The 15,511-nt window shown below is 44.7% G+C and carries 10 protein-coding genes; 5 read left to right on the forward strand and 5 right to left on the reverse strand.

The window, feature by feature from the left end:
• Nucleotides 1-5 precede the first annotated feature (5 nt).
• The gene (locus QUB06_RS16965; RefSeq protein WP_333436251.1) at nucleotides 6-368 is read right to left on the reverse strand and encodes a hypothetical protein; all 363 of its coding nucleotides are present in this window, start codon (nucleotides 366-368) and stop codon (nucleotides 6-8) included.
• 112 nt (nucleotides 369-480) lie between these two features.
• On the opposite strand from QUB06_RS16965, the gene QUB06_RS16970 reads away from it, so the two are divergent.
• Nucleotides 481-687 (forward strand): hypothetical protein, encoded by a 207-nt coding sequence (locus QUB06_RS16970; protein WP_333436252.1) that lies wholly within the window; start codon nucleotides 481-483, stop codon nucleotides 685-687.
• 50 nt (nucleotides 688-737) lie between these two features.
• On the opposite strand, the gene QUB06_RS16975 is transcribed toward QUB06_RS16970, so the two are convergent.
• Nucleotides 738-1,100 carry a hypothetical protein gene (locus tag QUB06_RS16975; RefSeq protein WP_333436253.1) on the reverse strand — a complete coding sequence of 121 codons (363 nt, stop codon included), beginning with the start codon at nucleotides 1,098-1,100 and terminating at the stop codon, nucleotides 738-740.
• A 120-nt stretch (nucleotides 1,101-1,220) separates the two neighbouring features.
• Between QUB06_RS16975 and QUB06_RS16980 the strand changes: the two genes are divergently transcribed.
• Nucleotides 1,221-2,012: a cobalamin biosynthesis protein gene (locus QUB06_RS16980; RefSeq protein ID WP_333436254.1), complete on the forward strand. Its 792-nt coding sequence runs from the start codon at nucleotides 1,221-1,223 to the stop codon at nucleotides 2,010-2,012.
• 4 nt (nucleotides 2,013-2,016) lie between these two features.
• Here the strand turns inward: QUB06_RS16980 and QUB06_RS16985 are convergent, their stop codons facing one another.
• Nucleotides 2,017-2,385: a phage holin family protein gene (locus QUB06_RS16985; protein WP_333036939.1), complete on the reverse strand. Its 369-nt coding sequence runs from the start codon at nucleotides 2,383-2,385 to the stop codon at nucleotides 2,017-2,019.
• A 109-nt stretch (nucleotides 2,386-2,494) separates the two neighbouring features.
• On the opposite strand from QUB06_RS16985, the gene QUB06_RS16990 reads away from it, so the two are divergent.
• Nucleotides 2,495-2,992 (forward strand): pentapeptide repeat-containing protein, encoded by a 498-nt coding sequence (locus QUB06_RS16990; protein WP_333436255.1) that lies wholly within the window; start codon nucleotides 2,495-2,497, stop codon nucleotides 2,990-2,992.
• Nucleotides 2,993-3,181: 189 nt separating this feature from the next.
• Here the strand turns inward: QUB06_RS16990 and QUB06_RS16995 are convergent, their stop codons facing one another.
• Nucleotides 3,182-5,380: a transglycosylase SLT domain-containing protein gene (locus QUB06_RS16995; protein WP_333436256.1), complete on the reverse strand. Its 2,199-nt coding sequence runs from the start codon at nucleotides 5,378-5,380 to the stop codon at nucleotides 3,182-3,184.
• Between the two features lie 337 nt (nucleotides 5,381-5,717).
• On the opposite strand from QUB06_RS16995, the gene QUB06_RS17000 reads away from it, so the two are divergent.
• Both QUB06_RS17000 and QUB06_RS17005 read left to right on the forward strand, forming a co-directional pair.
• Nucleotides 5,718-7,196, forward strand: coding sequence for a leucyl aminopeptidase (locus tag QUB06_RS17000; RefSeq protein WP_333436257.1), 1,479 nt, complete (start codon nucleotides 5,718-5,720; stop codon nucleotides 7,194-7,196).
• 412 nt (nucleotides 7,197-7,608) lie between these two features.
• Nucleotides 7,609-9,831 carry a PAS domain S-box protein gene (locus QUB06_RS17005; RefSeq protein WP_333436258.1) on the forward strand — a complete coding sequence of 741 codons (2,223 nt, stop codon included), beginning with the start codon at nucleotides 7,609-7,611 and terminating at the stop codon, nucleotides 9,829-9,831.
• 235 nt (nucleotides 9,832-10,066) lie between these two features.
• Here the strand turns inward: QUB06_RS17005 and QUB06_RS17010 are convergent, their stop codons facing one another.
• Complete coding sequence (locus tag QUB06_RS17010) at nucleotides 10,067-15,439, reverse strand: AAA family ATPase (protein ID WP_333436259.1); 5,373 nt, start codon at nucleotides 15,437-15,439, stop codon at nucleotides 10,067-10,069.
• Nucleotides 15,440-15,511 lie beyond the last annotated feature (72 nt).

The following is a 15,511-nucleotide window of genomic DNA, read 5'->3' on the forward strand; positions in this document are numbered from 1 at the left end:
AATTATTACTCTATAAATTGGTACATTTGCTGTACCCACTTCTCCCGATTATTCTGCCATTCATCCGTCACTACTTCCCAAGTTGTATTGCTTTCAAGTTCCAGCAAGAGACTTGATACTTCTTCCAGCGTCGATGCTATATGACATTCTTCTACCCAACTTTCACGGATCATTTTCCAGAGACTTTGTACCGCTTCTCGCTGATAATTTGATTCTAATTCAACTAGCAATTTGGCTAGGTGTTTTTCGTCACTTGCTGCTGACACCTCGCTCATCCAACAGTCGCGACGTTCTTTCCATTCTTCCCTCACTGCGTCCCAGTTTAGGTGGGATTGAAATTCTAACAGTAATTGGTTTAGTTCTACCATATTAAATTTTGTCTTCTTTGCAGTTTGTGCTATGATTGTACAAATTTTAGTAATTTAGACGGTGGGTTTTTTATAATGAGATATGTGGCTGAGGATTTATTTGGAAACGGCGATGGAAAAACAAGTTGATCCAAAGACGAATCCGAAAATTGTCGCTCAGGTATTTGTGGGAATGTTTGCAGTCGCGCCCTTCAGGCAAAATACTATTATGGAGCCGAATGCTTCTCGGCAGCAAATACAGGAAATGGCTGAAGGACTCGCAGATATTTTTCTGAATGGGGTTTGGCAGAAAGATGAAGAATTAGTTATTAGTCATTAGGAAATTATAGAGCCTGAAAACGCATATCTACAGGCTCTGACTCCTCGAAACTACTCGTTAAACTTGTGCAATTGCTGTACCCACTTCTCCCGCTTCTGCTGCCATTCATCAGCCATAGCTTCCGAATTTATATTGGTTTCAAGTTCCAGCAATAAACTTGATACTTCTTGAACAATCGATGCTCCCAGACATTCTTCTACCCAAAGGTTGCGACGCTCTTGCCACTGAATATCAACTGATTCTCCCTGCAAGTTTGATTCCCATTCAACTAGCAATTCTGCTAGATATGTCAGGTTAACTGATGCTGCCACACCGCTAACCCAACTTGACCGGCGCTCTTTCCATTCTTTTTTCACTCCTTCCGATTTGAGGTTGCTTTCAAGCTCTAACACTAACTGATTTAGTTCTACCATCTTAAATGTTTGATTTTTTGTATTTTGTGCTACAATTATACCATAAATTTCAATAAACAAAGTGTTAATCTTTTTTTAAGATTGCGGTGGCAGTGAAACTACAGAATAGATAACTGAATAATGAGCGATGAATTTACTTTAGATATGCTAGACCTTCCCAGCGGTTGGAGGCGGGGCGAAGGTGACTGGACAGGAGTGGCGGCGGCTATGGCTAGAGGGGAAACTGTCGAAGTAATTCAAGAAGTTGGTTCTACTTTGTGGCAAAACAGTCTGCCAGAAAAACATTCTTTGTATTGGGATGGGGAAAATCTATCAACTATCAAAGCCAGAATTTGGATTAGTTTCACGCAGAGAAGATTTTCGCCGGAATCTTCTTTGCCAAAGGTTCAGTGGCATCCGAGAGTGTTGTGGATAGGGATAGGTTGTGAACGCGGAACAGGGCGAGAATTAATCGAAACTGCGATTAAACAAGTATGCCGTGCTAATCATTTAGCGGAAAGTGCGATCGCCGGTATTGCTACAATAGACACTAAAGCAGGTGAAGTCGGCTTGCTAGAACTTTGTCAAGAGCGAAATTGGCCGTTACAAACCTTTGCGGCTGACATTTTAAGTTCCGTAGAAGTCCCCAATCCTTCAAATATTGTAGTCAAAGAAGTCGGGACGCCCAGCGTAGCAGAAGCTGCCGCACTTTGTGCAGTTAGAAAAGAAAATTTAACCGCAGATGAACGCGAATATACGCAGATATCCATCAATCATCAGCGTCCATCTGCGTTTATCTGCGGTTCAAATCCCCTCTTAGTTCCTAAACAAATATTTCGCAGCAAAAATCCCCCCCTTTCACAAGGAGGGGCTAGGGCGGGTTCTGCGGTAACAGTAGCGGTTGCAGTTTGCCCGATCGAGTATCTGGGATAATGTATTACTGAGACAAAGTATTGGCATTCACAAATCGACCAATCAACCCAGAAACGAATGACAAAACAATCGAACCCACCAAAGCCGGCCAAAAACCGCCAACCACAAAGCCGATATTGAACGCACCCGCCAACCACGAAGCCAGGGAAAGCGAAATTGCATTCACAACGAATAAAAACAAACCTAAAGTAATAATAGTCAAAGGCAGCGTCAGCAATGTCAGAATCGGTCTGACAACCGCATTCACCAATCCGATAACAACAGCAGCCAGCATCGCCGCCGGAAAGCTAACCACCGAAATACCTGGTACAATGTTAGCGGTAATGATCAGCGACACCGCTGCTACTATCCAAGTTAAGAAAAAACTTAGCATATCTTTTTTTTCATCTCCATCACTATTAATTAAGATTGTACCTGTTTAGTCGATCGACCAAAGTTCGGGATACACTACGAAATACCCACCTTGCGAGAATATCCGACTTATGAAACTCCGGCAACTAGCAGCATTCCTCTTGGCGCTAACTATCTTCATCCTGCCCCGGCCAGCCCTGGCTCAATCTAAATATTACGCTCCGCCGTTGTCCTTTAGCAACGCCGAACTGACAAGACGCGATTTTTCTGGTCAAATGTTGCGCGCCGCCGAGTTTTCTAACGCTAATATGGACTTGACTAATTTTTCTAATGCCGATTTGCGGGGAGCAATTATGAGCGCTTCGGTGATGACTGAGGCGAATTTGCACGGAGCAAATTTAACTAATGCAATGATGGATCAAGTTAAATTTACTAAAGCCGATTTAAGTGATGCAATTTTAGCGGAAACAATTTTGCTGCGGTCTACTTTTGAGGGGGCTGATATTACCGGCGCTGACTTTACTGATGCAATTATGGACGGATCACAAGTTAAAGAATTGTGCACAAAAGCCAGCGGTATTAATTCTCAAACTGGGATTTCTACTCGCGATTCTTTGGGATGCCGCTGATATCATTTCCCGTCAATTACTGATGATTGTTTGTTGGGTGGGGGCGGGTTTTTGAGATTGTTTGTTTGGGGCGATTATAGTTGGTGGAACCCGCCCCTACAAAATATGGTTTCGTAGGGGCGGGTTCCACCAAAAAGATATAACGATTACCAACAATTTAGATAAACCCGCCCCCACACCACGAATAATTCACTTTGCTTTTTTCTGAGCAGCCGCATAATGCTCACTCATTAACTGATTAACTTCTGGATTGTAAATCCGCAGATAATTCCAGTAATTCTCAAACACCGATTTCACGTATCCTTTCGTTTCAGGAAAGGGAATCTTTTCCGCAAAAGCATCCGGGTCACTAAAACTAAACCTCTTCAACCAATCTGCTACTGCATTTGGCCCGGCATTGTAACTCGCCACAGCTAACATCGAGTTATTCTTGTACTCGTCGTGAGTGTGATCCAAATACCACGTACCGAGTTTAACGTTGTCGTCCACATTCTCCAATGAATACTTTTTGAGGCTGATTTGAGCGGCAACCCAAGCTGCTGTTTCCGGCATTACTTGCATTAAACCGGTAGCGCCAACTGATGATTTGATGGCGGGCATAAAGCGGGATTCTTGCCGGATTAATGCTGTTACTAATACTGGATTTATTTTGCGATCTTGCGACCATTTGACAATGGTTTCTAAGTAAGGAAAAGGATAAAGTGCTTGCCAATAAATCGGTTGCTGTCTGAGTTCGAGGTATTGGGTTCTATCATCTGGTTTATCGCGCTGCCGCAAACTACCAACCATCCACAAACCGTCTAAATTGTCTCCAACTCCTACTCGCATTAAACCGTCGGTAAACTGTTCGGCAATACTTGGTTCTACGCGGTCGATAAATTCTACTTGCCACAGCGTCCAAGCATCCCTATCTTGACCTAATTGATAGAGTTCTTTCAACGCAGGAGAACCGGCGGTTGGTTCGGGGCGCTGAGGGGGCCGCACTACATTGGGAGACAAATCTCGGACTGTGGTAAAGTCGCCGACTGGCCAGCCAAGAAGTACAGCCGATCGCCACGCAAAATATGATTCTGGATAGCGTAAGATCGTGTAGTCAAACGCAGTCTTGGCGTCTTGTTGGCGGCCGAGTTGCTGTGCCCATTTCCCGACCCAAAATGCGGCTTCTGGAGCTTGTTCGCTGTCGGGATTGTGGGTGGTTAATTCTCTCGCCCACTGCCAAGCTGATTTTAAATCTCCGCCTTTGGCAAACTGCTGGGCGATCGTCCACCGCAATTCTCCTGCTTTATCAGAATTATTGTATTTTGTCAAGAGCAATTTCCGGGTTTCTGAGGCGGATTGACCGCTGCGTGCTTTGTCGAGAATTTGCGATTTATCTAACAAAGCTTCGGGGGCATAATTGGGGAATTTGCTAATAACTCGATCGAGCAAAACGATCGCTTCTTTCGGTTCGCTCAGCCGCGACAGCCGAATTAAACCCAAACCAGTATCTTCGGCATCGGGAAACTCGCGCACTAATTCTTGATAGGCAATTCTCGATTCCGGGATTTTTCCGTCGAGCCACAAACCGCGAGCTTTGCGGTAAAGATTTTTGGCGTTGCGGGGAGCTTTCCCGTAAGCAATAGCTCCTTTGCCGTAATTTTGTTTTTCCCAATAGCCAAAGGCAATTTCTTCCCAATCTTCCGGTTTCAAACCTGCGCTGTTTCGCTGCACCAGTTGTTCCAAAATTGTCCCGTAATCTTTGACATAATGACCGTGTTTTGCTACGAGCAGCATCAACTGCGGCTGATTGGGATTTTCTTTTAACTTGCGGAGGGCAATTTCTACGCTGCGGGGATGACCAGGAAATTCACTAATTGCCTGTTGCCAATATTCCGGTTTTGACTTGCCTAAAACATATAAAGCTTCCGCTGCTACCGGGTCGCTCGGATAGTTTTTGAGCAGTTCCTCCCAAGCTTTTTGAGTTTTGCCTTTGTCGCCACTTAATTGGTAAGCTTGCGCCCTTTTTAGGGCAATGTGAGCAGCTAAAACCGGATATTCTTGCTCTAATTTGTCCAATAACTTTAATGCTTTGGCCGCATTTCCTTGCTGAATTAAATCGCTGGCAAGCAGGTAGCGGGCGCGGCTTTGAGGGGAGATTTCCTGCTGCGGGTTCGTACTTGCAGACTGACTGGTTGCGAGTTCAACTAATTTCGCCGATCGCTCGCTCGGTGACAGCGACACCAGCATCTTGACTTCCGATTCGGAATTCGCTGCATTCTGGGGCTGCTGAGCCTTCTGGACCGAGCCCAAACCCATCCATTTCATCGCAGCAACCAAAGAGCCGATCGCAATAACGCAAACTGAAACGCTGATTAAAACAGAAAATCGGGCCCGGCGTCGTTTTAGCATGGGAAAATTTAAGAGAATAAGATATAGAGAACCATCGTTTGTCAAGAGCCATCACAGGCAGAATGGCTGTTCCACGCCATCACAGGCAGGATGCCTGTTCAACGAGAAATAAATGTTAAGAGTGGGGCAAAAACGGACAGCCGACCCCCAAACAGATGATTGAGATTGGTGGAAGATCCGATCGCAGGCGGACTTGGCTGATATAGTAGCAGAATTTATTTTGATGTGGAGCGGAAAATTTGTGCGATCGATCTATTTACCCGCACCAACGAAAAACCACAAACCACCCACTGCAAAGTACAATCAAAAATCTAAAATCTAAAGTGTAAATCAAAACATGGAATTTCTAGTCACCGATACGCCCCGCTCTGTTTGGACGGGAGACGCCCTGGCAATTGGTCTATTTGAGGACGCCCTGGAACTCACGGGCGATCTGGCACAATTAGATGAACAACTGGCAGGCACTTTGAAAGAGCTGCTACTGGAAGTAGATTTTAAGGGCAAAGTGGGTACTAGCGCCATCACCCGCGTCGGCGGCAATAATCCCATTCGCAAAATTGCGATCGTCGGTTTGGGCAAAACAGAGGACTTAAAATTAGACACCGTGCGGCAAGCTGCGGGCGTTTGCGCCAAGTTAGCCAAAAAAGAGAAATGCAAAACCCTCGGAATTAGCTTTCCGGTGTGGAAAAACGCGCCGGATGTTACAGCAAGCGCGATCGCCGAAGGTGTAGAACTCTCCCTAAATCAAGACAACCGTTTCAAATCGGAACCTGAAGACAAAAGCCCGCAACTCGAACAAATTCATTTGCTTGGTTTTGCCGGTACCGAAAGTGCGATCGTCCGCGCCCGCCAAATCACTGCCGGAGTCATTTTAGCACGCGAATTAGTCGCAGCGCCTGCAAATTTTGTCACCCCGATTACAATGGCAGAAACCGCTCAAAGTCTGGCTGCCGAATGCGGTTTAGAATTAGAAATATTGGAGCGGGAAGACTGCGAAAAACTAGGCATGGGAGCCTTTCTCGGCGTTGCCCTAGCATCGGATTTACCGCCTAAATTCATCCATTTAACTTACAAACCAGAAGGCACACCGCGCCGCAAAATAGCAATTGTCGGCAAAGGATTGACCTTTGATTCTGGCGGTTTGAACATCAAAGGTGCGGGAAGCGGCATTGAAATGATGAAAGTAGATATGGGCGGCGCTGCGGCTACTTTGGGAGCGGCAAAGGCGATCGGACACATCAAACCCGATGTGGAAGTTCACTTTATCAGCGCCGTCACTGAAAACATGATCAGCGGCCGCGCCATGCGCCCTGGAGACATCCTTACAGCTTCCAACGGCAAAACAATTGAAGTCAACAATACCGACGCTGAAGGTCGTTTAACCCTGGCTGATGCTTTGGTATTTGCTGATAAATTGGGAGTTGACGCAATTGTCGATTTAGCAACTCTAACCGGCGCCTGCGTAATTGCTTTAGGCGACGATATCGCCGGTTTGTGGAGTCCTCAAGATAGCGTCGCCGCCGAAATAGTCGCCGCCTCAGAATTAGCAGGCGAAAAATTTTGGCGAATGCCGATGGAAGAAAAATATTTTGAGGGCTTGAAAGCATTGCACGCCGACATGAAAAACACAGGCCCACGTCCCGGCGGTTCGATTACGGCGGCGCTATTTTTGAAGCAGTTTGTAAAGGATACTGCATGGGCGCATTTAGATATTGCCGGCCCGGTTTGGACTGACAAAGAAAATGGCTACAATGGCCCTGGGGCTACCGGTTTTGGAGTTCGGACTTTGGTGCATTGGGCGCTGGGCGGTGCTTAATTGTGGATTGCCAGCGGAAAAATTGAGATTTTCTCTGCCTTAAAAGTCTGCTAGTCCATCTGTGAGCCAGGGGTTAAAAACCCCTGGCTCACGGCTTAAGTAATCTAAAAGAAAATTTAATAGCGATCATTAACAATTTAAATGTTTCTGAAGCAATAGGTAGGCGAACCTATGTATTCCGTCACAGGGAGCAACGTAAGCGTTGCTAGCCGTGAGGCTCCCCATTGCTCATACTTGGGCAAAGCTTCGTTCCCAGGGCCCCACCTCGACTGTTTTGACATTTCCTGAAAAAATCGCTGTTTCATAAAAAATGAAAAAAGTATATAATTATGTAAATATTTCACTAGCCGAAATCAAATAATTAGATTTGATCTGATTTGCATTGGTACAGATAATTTTTTTCTTGAACTTTATGCAAGAACAATTAACAATTTTTTTTTCCACACTTGCTTTATCTTCTACACTCGCCTGCAACGTGGTGCCGGAGTTGCGACTGTACGCTGTTTTTGACTCGCTGACGGCACTGGCTTATTGCTCGATCGCCCTATCTTTAGTTTATTTTACCCGCCAAGGTTCTCACCGCAAGATTTTCCGGCTGTTTGCGGTTGTTTTTTTTGCCTGGGGCGCGGCTAAATTGACGGAAGTTTGGACGCTTTGGCATTCCATATATTGGCTGTCGGTAACTCTCAAAGCTGCAAGTGCTTTGATATCTTGGCTTTTAGCCGCAACCGCCCTCGCCCTGATGCCGAAAGCACTTGCCGAGTCTGGTTTAAATCAAAAAGAAAAATTTCAACAACAGTCGTTAAAACAGGTAGAACAAAATCAGCACCAGCATGATATCGAGAAAGGAGAATTGGCAAAACAAGCGCTCAATTTTTATGCTTCAGATACTATTGTCGATCGCGCTTTAGCTCTCAATTCGCTTAATGAACAGTTAGAAAAAGAAATTGCCGATCGCCACCGGGTTGAGGAAAAGTTGCAACTGACTCAGTTTGCGATCGACCGATCGGCAGATGCGATATTCTGGATCGGGCCCGATGGTAAATTTTTGTACGTCAACGACGCCGCTTGCACTTCATTGGGATATTCTACCGCTGAATTGCTCTCAATGACCGTGCACGACATCAATCCAGATTTTCCCCAAACTGCTTGGAGTTTGCATTGGAAAGTCTTAAAACGCTGCGGTTCGGTTAATATTGAAGTTCACCACCTCACTAAGTACGGTCGCATTTTTCCGGTAGAAATCACGATCAACCATTTGGAGTTTAACGGCAAAGAATATCAGTGCGCGTTTGCTCGCGACATTAGCGAACGCAAGCGGATTGAGGCAGCTTTGCGAGAAAGGGAAGAAGAATTTAGGTCATTAGTTTCTAGCATTCCCGGTGCGGTTTACCGATGTAGTGCTGCTGGGCGAGCGAGCTTAACTTTTATCAGCAGTGGCATAGAAGCTATTTCTGGCTATCCCGCCGCTAACTTTATGCAAAAACCGGTGCAGGCTTTTCCCAGTATAGTTCATCCCCAGGACGCTGAGTATATCGATAATTTTATCGATCTGGCTATTAAGACAAAACAACCTTACATCATCGAATATCGCCTAATGCACTGCGACGGAAATGTGCGGTGGGTTGTAGAGAAAGGTCAAGCCCTTTTCAACGCAGACGGTGAAGTTTTATCCCTCAACGGCGCCATTTTTGACATAACAGAGCGCAAAGCAGCGGAGGATGCTTTGCGGCTCTCCGAGGCGATCGCCAACAATAGAGCCCAGCAGCTAGAAATTGCTCTCAAAGAACTCCGAGAAACTCAAGCTCACCTAATTCATACCGAAAAAATGTCAAGTCTCGGTCAAATGGTAGCGGGAGTAGCTCACGAAATTAATAACCCTGTCAGTTTTATCTACGGCAATATTTCCTACGCCAGCCAATATATCAGAGACTTGTTGCAGCTTGTGGAACTTTACCAAAAACACTATCCTCAGCCCGTGGTAGAAGTTCAAGAATGTATTAACAATATCGATTTAGAATTTCTGAGAGAAGATTTACTAAAAATATTATGTTCGATGAAAATGGGAGCCGATCGCATTCGCGAAATAGTTCTGAGCTTGCGAAATTTCTCACGTTTAGACGACTCGGTAAAAAAGCCTACCAACCTTCACGAAGGCATAGACAATACGCTCCTAATTTTACACAACAAACTTCGCGCCAGAGGCGACTATCCCGAAATTCAAATAATCAAAAATTATGGTAAAATCCCTTTAATTGAATGTTATGCAGGTCAGCTTAATCAGGTATTTATGAACCTGCTTAGCAACAGTATTGACGCCTTGGAAGATGCTTGCAACCAAAAAAGGCGAGCGGCAGCCGACGGCGACGATTGGAAACCAACTATTAGCATTCACACAGAAGCCCTGAACGAAAATAGTATTTGTATCCGCATTGCCGATAATGCGATCGGCATGACAGAAGACGTGCGGAGCCGATTATTTGACCCGTTTTTCACGACAAAACCGATGGGAAAAGGCACTGGTTTGGGGTTAGCCATCAGTTACCGAATTGTCGCGGAAAAACACGCCGGAGCCTTGATCTGCCGTTCCACCGTAGGAGAAGGTACGGAATTTGCGATCGAGATTCCTTTATGAATTAGTGCGACGGAAGAATCAAGAATTTGGCAAAAGTTATCGCTCACTATAAATTGTAAAGTGGGGTGTAAAAAACTTTTAAGTTTCAAGAAAAATCCCCAAATTGGCTATAATATCAAATCCGGTAGCATCGGAATTATTCATCTCTGTATTCTCTCCCTCTGCGTTCTCTGCGCCCTCTGCGGTTAAATCATTCCGATGCAACCGGAAACGATATAAATTACCAAGGTAATGCTCAACATGGCAGTGAAATTATAAATTCTGTACCTCTACCTAAAGTTGAGTTGACTTCTAGCATACCAGAGTGTTTCTCAACTACAATCTGCCGTGCGATCGCCAAACCCAATCCCGTGCCTTTACCCACACCTTTCGTTGTAAATAAGTGGTCAAAAATATGACCTTTTATCTCATCTGCTATCCCTGGGCCGTTGTCAGAAATGCGAATCGTTACCCATTCCTTAGACTGTCTTTCTGTGCGAATCGTGATGCAATGGGCTGGGGCTTTAATCTTCTCTAAACTCGGTTCCAGATTTGATTCTTCCAGTGCATCAATGGCATTGGCCAATATATTCATAAACACCTGATTTAATTGTCCGGGGAAGCAATCCACTGAGGGCAAGTTCCCGTAGTCTTTGACAACTTCAATCGCTGGACGCTGTTCGTTCGCTTTCAATCTGTGTTTGAGAATCAAAATCGTACTGTTAATTCCGTCATGAATATTGAAAGGAACTTTGTAATCTTTGTCGGCGCGGGAGAAGGTACGAAGACTGGTGCTGATACCTTGAATGCGATCGCACCCGACTTGCATCGAATTCAACATTTTGGGTAAATCTTCTAAGAGATATTCAATGTCCATCTCTTCTGCTTTTTCTTCAATCTCCTCACCCGGAGAGGGAAATTTTTCTTGATAGAGTTGCAAGTATTCTGTAATATCTTTGACGGCGGCGATCGCTTCATGAATATTGCCAGAAATAAATCCAACTGGATTATTAATTTCATGGGCAACCCCCGCCACTAAATTCCCCAACGCCGACATTTTTTCGCTCTGCACTAATTGCAGTTGTGATTGTTCCACCTGGTGGGCATAGTCCTGCGCTTGCTGATACAATCGCGCATTTTCTAGGGAAATGGCAGCCTGAGTGCAGAGGAAGTGGAGGATGAGCAGACGATCGCGAGTAAACACTCCTTTTGTCGAGCTATGTTCGAGATAAAGTATCCCAACTAAGTTCCCGCGATCGAGAATCGGAGTACATAGCATACTCTGAGAGTGATACTGGAGCGTACAGTCATTCATTAAACCTGGAATATCAGTTTTGCCACCTTCAATAACCACAGTTTCCAGGGTATGTTTGACATAATAAATCAGCTTGAGCGGAAGCACCGCCGAGCCTTCTATGGGTTGGGTTTGCAGTAAGGTTGTGGGTAACTCGTTATCTGGATTGATGTGAGTGATTGCCCGGATTTGCCATTCATCCTGATGGGGGAGTAGCAAAGCACAAGTTTCTGCGCCCGAAGTTTTTAAAATAATTTGATTGAGGGTGCTGAGCAATTCCTCAAGCTGAATTTTACTGGATAAAGCTTGAGCAGCTTGCACAATAGATGCGAAATCCAGGGCATCGGAAATACTGGTACTGCTATTGCTAGAAGTCTGTGAAGGCTTGCTAATCGTTGCCAGCGTTTCTAGAGGATTAAAACGAAGTTTTGGCTGATTTAGGATGGGCCCAAGTAATTGAGGATAGCGTTGTTCTAGGTCTTCTATTTTGGCTTTTGCTCCCCAACGGGCATAACAGTAATACGCTTCCTGCATATAGCTTGCGGCAACTTTTTGTTTGCCCCAATCTAGATAGAACTTGGCAGCTAATTCGTTGGCTAATCCTTCCTCTTGGAGGAATTGATTTTCTTTAGCTAGTTGGATGGCGCGATCGTACAAATCTATTGCCTCAGCTTTATTACCTTGTACTCGCTCTCGTTCCGCCTCGACTAAATGAAACTTGTGCAAAAAATTCATGGGCGCATAAATTGCCCAGTATTTGAGTTTTTCTTGGTTGGCCGCGATGCCTTCTTTCATTTGCTGCTGTTCTGGATCTGAGAGTTGCCCCAACCATGCTAATTGGGCTAAAGACTCATAGAAATGAAAGATTGGTACATAGAAAAAAGCAAGAATAGCATCCAAATACTGTCTTGCCTGCCCAGCCTGTTCTACAGCTTGTTCAAACTCTGAAAACAGATAGGACAAAACCAGTTTGTTAACCCAAAGCAATGCTAATCCGGTGCGATCGCCCGTTGTTTCATGTAATGGAAGTTGATGCTGTTCATTGTACGCTGCACCGCTCAACAGCACCACGTTATCTGCATCCCCCATTAAATTCAGCAGAATTTGTCGAGTCAACTGGGAATAAGTCAGAGTTAGATTTTGCTTGAGGTGCTTGAGCGCTTCACAATATCCGGCAACTTCCGGCTCCAGTTGCGTTAAATTCTGCCCTGCAAAATAGGAGTAAAAACCGTAGTTATAGGCACAGTAGCCCGCGAAAGCCAAATCGCCTACATCTAAACAACTACAATAGGTCATCTGCAAGGGGTGTAATGTCTCACGCAGGTGCATTTTCCAATGCCTGGTGTACACATAGACCATTGATAAAGTTTTCCCCTTTAATTCGGAATTTGGATAACGTGATAGCAGGTCGAGGGCTAACTGACCGAATTCATAACCTAATTCAACGTTTCCCAACACACCACACATCAATATCCCATAAGAGACATAACTAAAGGTCGAGGTTGACTCATTGCCATACACGACGGACAGATAAACCTTTTTTAAAATCACCAATAAATACAACCGTGGCAAAGACAGATAAGCGCAGGGTGCTACCGTTGTCAAAATTCGAGCCGCTGCCAGGATGTTCACATCCCTTGCTTGGCTGAGGTTGAGTAACTCACCAGGTAAACGCTCTCCAATCGCATCTGAGACGGTACTAAAGGCAGCCGCCACATCTTCCTCGCTAGGGACTGCGGGCAGTTCCACTCCCAATTGCTTTAAGATCGCAAGTGCCGCCGCGATCGCTTGAGTAAATTGACCCTGAGTAGTCAATGCCTCAATCTTCACTTCATAGGCGCTGATTTGATCTAATGGGGTTTTGGCATGATTTAGGACAAGGCGGGCATTGGCTGCCATCTGCTCTAAATCACCACTCATATAGGCGGCTTCTGTGGCGACTTGATGGAGTGCTAGGGTCAACTCATACTGATGCTGCCAACTGTTTTGAGTGAGTAACCCAATACCCACCTGGGCATATTTGCAGGCGGAAGTATAGGCGCTCGCCGCTTTTGCCTTGCGACTTGCCATCAGGTTAAATTGCGCCAATGTTTGACGTTCTGCGGATTGGGCGATTGATTCAGCAGCAACATTGAGTTGACTGACGATTTCAAAAATGTGTTCTTCCCGGTTGCTTTCAGGTGTGTTACTCAGGAGTAAATGTCCAATCTTCAGGTGAACGGTTTGTTTTTCATGGGCGGGGATTAGGGAGTACGCCGCTTGTTGCACTCGGTCATGTAAAAATCTATATGCAACAATCTCAGAATTTTCTTGGTCAACTGGTTGAGGTTCTTCTCCAACATAAAACTTATAAACTTCACTTTGGGGTAAGATCAAACCTTCCTGCATGGCTGTCCATAAACTTGCAGCCGCTTCGATTGGGGATTGTTCTGAAACGATCGCCAACGTCGCCAAATCAAACTGATTCCCTATACAAGCAGCTAGCTGTAACACCTGTTGAGTTGAGGGAGGCAGTTTTCCTAATTGCAACGCCATAAATTCAACTACATCATCTGTAACCACAAGCTGATTTACTTGTGCAATATCACATTGCCAACAACTCTCAGTAAAGTTAAACTGAATCAGTTTATCTTGATGTAAGGCCTTGAGAAGCTGAGTGGCAAAAAACGGATTTCCTTGAGTTTTTTGATAGATCAATCCCGAAAAATTCCCTGCCACACTTTCTGTACATTTAAGGGTATCAGCAACTAATTGATTCACTGTAACTGGATTTAGGGGTGCTAAACTAATCGTATTAATCGTGGTTCGTGTTTTTTGAATCTCACTAAAAGTCAACATTAATGGATGTGCGGGGTGGACTTCATTATCACGATACGCACCAATTAATAAAAGATGACCTGTATCACCCATTAAAACCTGCATTAAATTTAGGGATGCTGAATCGGCCCATTGCAAATCATCTAAAAACATCACTAATGGACGTTCTAAGCTGGTAAAAATTTTAGTAAATTTTTGAAATAATAAATTAAAGCGATTTTGGGCTGCCGTTCCTGATAATTTTATGGGGAGTGGCTGTGGACCAATAATTATTTCTAATTCGGGGATGATTTCAATAATTACTTGTCCGTTTTCCCCAACAGCTTCTAAAAGCTTATTTTTCCACTGTTGGATTTGAGCATCGCTTAGAGTTAATAATTGCCCCATTAAATCCCGGAAGGCTTGTACAAAGGCTGAAAAGGGAATGTTACGTTGAAATTGGTCATATTTGCCTTTAATGAAATAACCACGCTGACGTACAATCGGTTTATGAACTTCGTTGACAACCGCAGTTTTACCAATTCCCGAAAAACCTGCTACCAGCATCATTTCTGTTGCACCCACACTCACTCGATCAAATGCTTGCAGGAGAGTTGATACTTCAGTTTCTCGACCATAAAGCTTTTCTGGAATTAGGAAGCGATCGCATACATCCCGCGTTCCTAACTCAAAAGTTTCAATTTTTCCAGTTTCTTGGCACTGCTGCAAACACCGTTCTAAGTCATGCTTCAATCCCAAGGCACTTTGATAGCGCTTTTCGGCATTTTTTGCCATCAGCTTCATGGCAATATCCGAAACCACCTGCGGGATTTCTTTGCTGTTTATTGAAGGAGGTTGTTTGGCAATATGGCAGTGAACCAACTCCATCGGGTCGTCACATTCAAATGGCAGTTTTCCTGTCAGCAATTCGTAAAAGGTTGCTCCCAGAGAATAAAAGTCGGTGCGGTAGTCAATACCTCGGTTCATTCGTCCGGTTTGTTCGGGAGAAATATAGGCGAGGGTTCCCTCTAAGACGTTGGGATTTTGAATTTCTTGAGTTTCTCTCGGAAGTAGGGAGGCGATGCTAAAGTCAATCAGTTTGACTTGTTTAGTTTCGGGATGAATCAGGACGTTAGCTGGCTTAATATCTTTGTGGATGACTCGGTTTTGGTACAATCCGTGAAGGATGTCAGTTATTTGAATGGCTATTTCTAATATTTCTGCTAGAGTCAGCGAGGCCTCTTGGGCGTAGTCTCGTAGGGAAATACCGCCAAAATCCTCCATTACTAGGGCATAGCTGTGGCGATAGGACTCCAAATTGTAGGGTTCAACTACTCCAGGCAGACGTAGGTTTTTGGCGATGGTATACTGGTTGCGGAATTGCAGCAGTTCGCTGAAGCTGGGATAGTCTCGATTTAATAGTTTGATGACAACCGGAAGCTGGTCTTTTTCTCGGATGGCTCGATAAACTAGGGTTCTCGAACCGCAGTATAGTTCCTCAAGCAGATGATATCCAGAAATTCGGTTTGTCAAATCCACTGCGGTACTCCTATGGATTACTCCATCTTAGACATTGACTCTTGTAACTAAGTATATACTTTTATTGGTCGA

This window comes from Microcoleus sp. D2_18a_D3 (assembly GCF_036702455.1).
Classification (GTDB): domain Bacteria; phylum Cyanobacteriota; class Cyanobacteriia; order Cyanobacteriales; family Microcoleaceae; genus Microcoleus.